Below are 5,474 nucleotides of genomic sequence, written 5' to 3'. Positions count from 1 at the left end.
GTAGTCGTCTGTAATACACTTGGTGTGTGAGCGACCTGTTCGACCTCGAGACGCTCGATGACACCGAGCCCTTCGAGATCGACGAGCAAGCGGCTCACCTGTTCAAGCATCCGCACCTGGGGCTGGACGACGTGATGGACGCGTGGAGCAGTAGCCCGCTGTTCTACCCGGCGAAGCCACCCGCTCACTGGCTGATGCTGGCGGAGGTCAGTGGGCGAGTTCTCATCGTGCCGCTGGCTCCATCTCGATCGGGCGATCCGAGCAAGTGCCGACCGATCGGCTGCTACGAGGCGTCTTCGGGCCTCGCCGCTACGTACCGGAGGGACCGTGATGAGCACTGACGACAGCCGGCCGATGACGCCGGAGCAGGAGTACGAGTTCTATGCCGAGCCGCGCAACCAGGAGCCCCAGGGGCCTGCGCGTCGCCGCAAGCGTCCGATGAGCGCACCCGTACCGGTGCGCTTCCCAGCGGATCTCCTCGAGGAGGTCAAGCGCGCCGCCGAAGCTGACGACCGCTCAGTCTCAGCCTGGATCCGCCGAGCCGTCGAGCACGAACTGTCCCGACCCGCCTGACCCGGTGAGCCAGCGCGCGGCCAGCGGCAAACGCGTGCGACCCTGGGGACAGCCGCGCTTGGTGGTGAGCACTAGCGCGGTGGCCTGCGGGCTTGATGGTGTTTGAGGGTTCCGGCGGTCAGGGCGGCCGTGGGCACGATGAACAGGACTACTGCGACGGTGGCGGCCCCGTGGACCGAGGTGAACAGCGCCACGAGGACGGCGCAGAAGCAGGTCAACGCGACCCAGACCGGGGACAGGAGGGCTGCTAGCACCAGGGTCAGCGGCCGGACCTGGGGAAGGGGAGGGGACATGAGCAAGACCCCGGCCAGCAGCATGATCACCCCGGCCGCCCAGACCCACCATGCCGCTGCCCACCGCGGCGGGTCCTCCAACGTGCCGCAGGGCGCGATCTGGCAGGCTGCACCGGTCTCGATCAGCTCCGGCTGAGGCGGCGGCCCACAGGGTGGCGGCGGACATCACCATGAGCCCGGCCGTCACCAGCAGAAAGGCAAGTCTCGCGCCGCGCCGGGTGTCACGCCCGGGGTTGGCCGGTGTTGGAGGATCCGCCTGGCTGGACCTGGTCAGGACCAACCACCGCCTTTCGCCGTCCTCTGGCCGTCCGCCATGGTGACGCTACGCGCCCGCAGCGGTATGAGCGTGCTGTTTGCCCGACGATGGGTACATGTCGTGGACGGCGGGAGATCGGGGAGTCTTGGAGCTGCCTGGTGGTCGCCTGGTCAGGGGGCCCAGCTTGTCTACGCCTCTGGTGCCTCGGGCAGATTGGGGGCTCTACCTGACCCTGCGTGACCCACAGCCTGACTGGGACTACCGATGGGTGAGATGGGCCGACTTCGGGTTGCCGCTGGATGGCGCAGAGGCGCGCCGCCATCGCGCAGGCCTGGAGGTTGAGCGATGCCGCTCGCGTTGAGGTCTCGTGCAGAGGGGGCATTGGGCGAACGGGCACAGCATTGGCCCTCATGGCCGTGCTGGATGGCCTTGATGTGGACCAGGCGATCAGCTGGGTGCGCGACCGCTACCACCCGCGCGCCGTGGAGACGCCCTGGCAGAAAGGCTGGCTCAGGCGCTGACCTGCCGGTCGAGCGGGGCGCGGCACGGTGGGACGCTACGCGACGACAACTCAGTAGCGTGGACTGGGGACGGTCAGGCCTCGCTGGAAGGGAGGATGAGATGTCGAGGGAGCACCCGGCCGGGACCGGCGCGGAGCGTGAGGTGTTGACCGGCTTCTTGGACTGGCAGAGAGACACCGTGAGGTTGAAGACCCAAGGTCTTGGTCGTAAGGATGCTGACCGGGCGCTGCTACCGACGTCGCCGCGCATGACGATCGCAGGGGTCTTGTCCCATCTTCGCCAAACTGAGCACGAGTGGTTCGCGGGTAGTTTCCCCAGTCGCGCGGGCGCAGTGCACCGTGATCCACGGGGTGGTTGGGACCCGGGTGGAGTCCCCGTGGAGGAACTCCTCAGCCGGTATGAGGCCGCATGCCAGAACTCCAGGGACATCGTCGCGGGGCTGCCACTTGACCAGATGCAGGAGTTCACCCCGGACCGTTTCACGCCCGTCAACTTGCGGTGGATCTTGACGCACATGATCGAGGAGACCGCGCGTCACCTGGGCCACTTGCACATCCTCCGTGAGCAACTGGATGGGAGCCGCGGGTACTGATTGTGCCGACCGTCTTTCAGGCACCCTTGGATCGTGATGTGACGCCGAAGGCGATCCTCCTGGATGTGTACGACACCATCCTGACCGTCGACTTCGCCGCCGTTCTCGAAGGGCTAGCCCGACAGAGCGGGCTGACCGTCGATGAGTGGATCGACGCAGGCAGCCCGTACATCGCTGCCGCTCAGGACGGGACTCTCACTCTGGAGGAGGCGTTCTCTCGCACCCTCTCAGCTGCGGGGAGACCCACTGCTGGTGCGGGCGACCTGGTGTCGACCGACCTTCGCCTCCTGCTTCGCCACTCGAGAGTCTTTTCTGACCTCTGGCCGTTCTTGCGCATCTCTCGGGAGCGATCCGTTCCGGTCGTCCTGGTCAGCAATTGCGCGCAGAACACTCGTCCACTCTTGGACGCCTTGAACATCTTGATCGAAGTGGATGCTGCGGTCCTCTCCTGCGAGGTCCGCGCGGTCAAACCGGAACCGGCGATCTACCAGAAGGCACTAGACCTGCTCGAGGTGTCACCTCACGAGGCTCTCTTGATCGACGACCAAGCTGCCTACTGCCAGGGGGCCCTCGAGGTGGGGCTTCAAGCGCGCCAGCTAACACGGGGCGCCAGCGACGGTCCCACGTTAACCGCGCTCCGGTGGTCGGAGCTCGTGTAAGCGTCCCGTGAGGGACCGCTGCTAGTGACGCACCCGCTGACCAATGAGTGGGACACCTCAGCGGTTCTCAACCCGAGGAAGCGTCCCCCTGGTCCAGCAGCCATATCAAGCAAACGGGTGCGCCACGGGCGGCAGTTTGGTGCGTTCTGGGGGGGCGGATTTCGATCATGCAGCTGGGGACGCTGCTGTGGTGACGGCGCTCAGGTGAATCTCCCCAGTTCTGCTCACTGAAATTCCCCACCCTGTGGCCCCATCCGGGGACGGGCGGGGCTCCTTCGATGATGGCGGTCTCTGACCACACGCCTACTCGAAGGAGCCCCTCGTCCCATGCTGTCACGGGAGGAAGACATCGAAGTTCACGCGTTGGCCCGGCAGGGCTGGACGATCTCAGCGATCGCCCGGCATCTGGGTCGGGACCGTAAGACCATCCGCGCCTACCTGCGCGGAGACCGGGCCGCGGGCGTCCGCAAGCCGGCGGGGCAGGACCCGTTCGAGCCGTTCGTGGACTACGTCCGCGCCCGGCTGGCCGAGGACCCGCACCTGTGGGCGATGACCCTGTACGACGAGGTCGTCGAGCTGGGGTACGACAAGGCCTACTCCACCTTCACCCGGCAGGTCCGCACCCGCGGGCTGCGCCCGCACTGCGAACCGTGCGCCGGCACGAAGGGCCGCCCGGCGGCGGTGATCGAGCACCCACCGGGTGAGGAGACCCAGTGGGACTGGGTCGAGCTGCCGGACCCGCCCGAGCACTGGGGCTGGGGCACCAAGGCGTTCCTGCTCGTCGGTGCCCTGGCCCACTCCGGCCGGTGGCGCGGCGTGCTGTGCCCTTCGATGGACCAGGCTCACCTCATCGGCGCCCTCGACCGCGTGACCAGAGCGCTCGGCGGGCTCACGCGCTCGTGGCGGTTCGACCGGATGGCCACCGTGTGCCACCCGGCCACCGGGCGTGTGTCCGCGTCGTTCGCCGCGGTGGCCAAGCACTACGGCGTCGGTGTGGAGATCTGCCCGCCGCGGCGCGGCAACCGCAAGGGCGTGGTGGAGAAGGCCAACCACACCGCCGCCCAACGCTGGTGGCGCACCCTGGCCGACGAGGTCACCGTGGAGCAGGCGCAGGCGTCGTTGGACAAGTTCTGCACCACCCGTGGCGATGCCCGCATGCGGCCCGGCGGCCCCGACGGGAAGGCCTCCGTGCTCACCCTCGCCGCCAAGGAACCGCTGGCCCCGGTCCCGACCGTCCCGTTCCCCGCGTCGATCACCGAGGAGAGGGTCGTCTCGGCGCAGGCGCTGGTGGCCTGGCGCGGCAACTTCTACTCCGTCGCCCCCGAGCTCGCCCGTGCCCAGGTGACCGTCACCTGGCGCCTGGGCAGCACGCGCATCGACATCGCCACCACCTCCGGGACGGTGATCGCCCGGCACGAGCTCGCCCCCGACGGTGCTGGCGTCATGGTCCGCGAGCACGCCCACGTCACCGCGCTCGAGGCGCGCGTCCTCGCCGGGCACGACGCCTCTGTGCCGCACCGGCGCAAGGAACGCATCCCACCCGGCCCCGCAGCCCAGGCAGCCGCGCAGGCGCTGCGCGCCCGCCACCAACCCGAGCCCGCCACCACCGCGGACGTGGTCATCGACCTGTCCGCCTACGACAAAGCAGCCCGAGGAAGGAACACCCTGACCCGATGAACACCACACCCACGACCGCGACGACGACCGAGGCGCTGCCGGCGCCGATGATCACCAGCCAGGCGTCGACCTACCAGCAGCTGCGCTCCCACCTGGCCGCGTTGAAGCTGCACGCCGCCGCCGAGCACCTGCCCACCGTCCTGGCAACCGCCGCCGAGCAGGGGTGGTCGATGACCGCGACGTTGGAGCACCTGCTCGCCCGCGAGGTTGAGGCGACCGAGGCCCGCAAGCTCGCCGGCCGGCTCCGGTTCGCCTCACTGCCCACCCCGGCCACCCTGGCCGACTTCGACTTCGACGCCGCCCCGAACGTCGACCGCAAGCTCATCGACGAACTGGCCACCTGCCGGTACCTGGAGTCGGCGACCAACGTGCTGCTCATCGGCCCGCCCGGCGTCGGCAAGACGCACCTGGCCGTCGGCCTGGGCCGGGCCGCGGCCGAGGCCGGGTACCGCACCTACTTCACCACCGCCGCCGATCTGGCCGCCCGGTGCCACCGCGCCGCGATCGAAGGACGCTGGGCCACCACCATGCGCTTCTTCGCCGGCCCAACCCTGCTCATCATCGACGAGCTGGGCTACCTGCCGCTGCCCGGCGAGGCCGCCTCCGCGCTGTTCCAGGTCGTCTCCCAGCGCTACCTCAAGACGTCCATCGTGCTCACCACCAACCGCGGCGTCGCATCCTGGGGCGAGGTCCTAGGCGACAGCACCGTCGCCGCAGCCATGCTCGACCGGCTCCTGCACCGCTCCGTCGTGCTCAACCTCGAAGGCGACTCCTACCGGCTGCGCGACCACCACGCCCGCCAGGGCACCCTGCGAGCCGCCACCCGCCAACCCCTACACTGACCACCGCCCAAGGTGGGGAAATTCAGTGAGCATCACTGGGGAACTTCGACGAGCCTCGTCA

At 68.8% G+C, this 5,474-nt stretch carries 8 protein-coding genes; 7 read left to right on the top strand and 1 reads right to left on the bottom strand.

Annotated elements, in window-relative coordinates; all coding sequences use genetic code 11:
• Positions 1-26: 26 nt before the first annotated feature.
• Positions 27-341, top strand: a complete 315-nt coding sequence (locus tag ACTMMA_RS18085; RefSeq protein WP_441190324.1) for a hypothetical protein — start codon at positions 27-29, stop codon at positions 339-341.
• Positions 331-573 (top strand): YlcI/YnfO family protein, encoded by a 243-nt coding sequence (locus ACTMMA_RS18080; protein ID WP_441190323.1) that lies wholly within the window; start codon positions 331-333, stop codon positions 571-573. The genes ACTMMA_RS18085 and ACTMMA_RS18080 overlap by 11 nt, the downstream gene beginning before the upstream one ends.
• 71 nt (positions 574-644) lie before the next feature.
• Here ACTMMA_RS18080 and ACTMMA_RS18075 read toward each other — a convergent pair whose 3' ends face one another.
• Positions 645-866, bottom strand: coding sequence for a hypothetical protein (locus ACTMMA_RS18075; RefSeq protein WP_441191462.1), 222 nt, complete (start codon positions 864-866; stop codon positions 645-647).
• Between ACTMMA_RS18075 and ACTMMA_RS18070 the strand changes: the two genes are divergently transcribed.
• The 5 genes from ACTMMA_RS18070 (at position 865) to istB (ending at position 5,413) form a co-directional block, all read left to right on the top strand.
• Complete coding sequence (locus tag ACTMMA_RS18070) at positions 865-1,002, top strand: hypothetical protein (RefSeq protein WP_441191461.1); 138 nt, start codon at positions 865-867, stop codon at positions 1,000-1,002. The two genes, ACTMMA_RS18075 and ACTMMA_RS18070, sit on opposite strands and share 2 nt — an antisense overlap.
• A 741-nt stretch (positions 1,003-1,743) precedes the next feature.
• Positions 1,744-2,235, top strand: a complete 492-nt coding sequence (locus ACTMMA_RS18065) for a DinB family protein (RefSeq protein ID WP_441191460.1) — start codon at positions 1,744-1,746, stop codon at positions 2,233-2,235.
• Positions 2,236-2,273: 38 nt separating this feature from the next.
• Positions 2,274-2,894, top strand: a complete 621-nt coding sequence (locus ACTMMA_RS18060; RefSeq protein ID WP_441191459.1) for an HAD family hydrolase — start codon at positions 2,274-2,276, stop codon at positions 2,892-2,894.
• A gap of 327 nt (positions 2,895-3,221) precedes the next feature.
• Positions 3,222-4,571: a Mu transposase domain-containing protein gene (locus tag ACTMMA_RS18055; protein ID WP_441188762.1), complete on the top strand. Its 1,350-nt coding sequence runs from the start codon at positions 3,222-3,224 to the stop codon at positions 4,569-4,571.
• Positions 4,568-5,413 carry an IS21-like element helper ATPase IstB gene (gene istB, locus ACTMMA_RS18050; protein WP_441188763.1) on the top strand — a complete coding sequence of 282 codons (846 nt, stop codon included), beginning with the start codon at positions 4,568-4,570 and terminating at the stop codon, positions 5,411-5,413. Before ACTMMA_RS18055 ends, istB begins: the two co-directional genes overlap by 4 nt.
• The last annotated feature ends 61 nt before the right edge of the window (positions 5,414-5,474 follow it).

The organism is Ornithinimicrobium panacihumi (assembly GCF_052073805.1).
Taxonomy (GTDB): domain Bacteria; phylum Actinomycetota; class Actinomycetes; order Actinomycetales; family Dermatophilaceae; genus Ornithinicoccus; species Ornithinicoccus panacihumi.
The sequence above is the reverse complement of the archived record's forward strand: the minus strand, read 5'-3'. Positions and strand labels throughout refer to the sequence as shown.

Excerpts from the sequence above, each read along its gene's own strand:
- ACTMMA_RS18080 (WP_441190323.1), top strand. The coding sequence starts at position 331 with ATGAGCACTGACGACAGCCGGCCGATGACGCCGGAGCAGGAGTACGAG.
- ACTMMA_RS18075 (WP_441191462.1), bottom strand. The coding sequence starts at position 866 with ATGTCCCCTCCCCTTCCCCAGGTCCGGCCGCTGACCCTGGTGCTAGCA.
- ACTMMA_RS18055 (WP_441188762.1), top strand. The coding sequence starts at position 3,222 with ATGCTGTCACGGGAGGAAGACATCGAAGTTCACGCGTTGGCCCGGCAG.
- ACTMMA_RS18070 (WP_441191461.1), top strand. The coding sequence starts at position 865 with ATGAGCAAGACCCCGGCCAGCAGCATGATCACCCCGGCCGCCCAGACC.
- istB (WP_441188763.1), top strand. The coding sequence starts at position 4,568 with ATGAACACCACACCCACGACCGCGACGACGACCGAGGCGCTGCCGGCG.
- ACTMMA_RS18065 (WP_441191460.1), top strand. The coding sequence starts at position 1,744 with ATGTCGAGGGAGCACCCGGCCGGGACCGGCGCGGAGCGTGAGGTGTTG.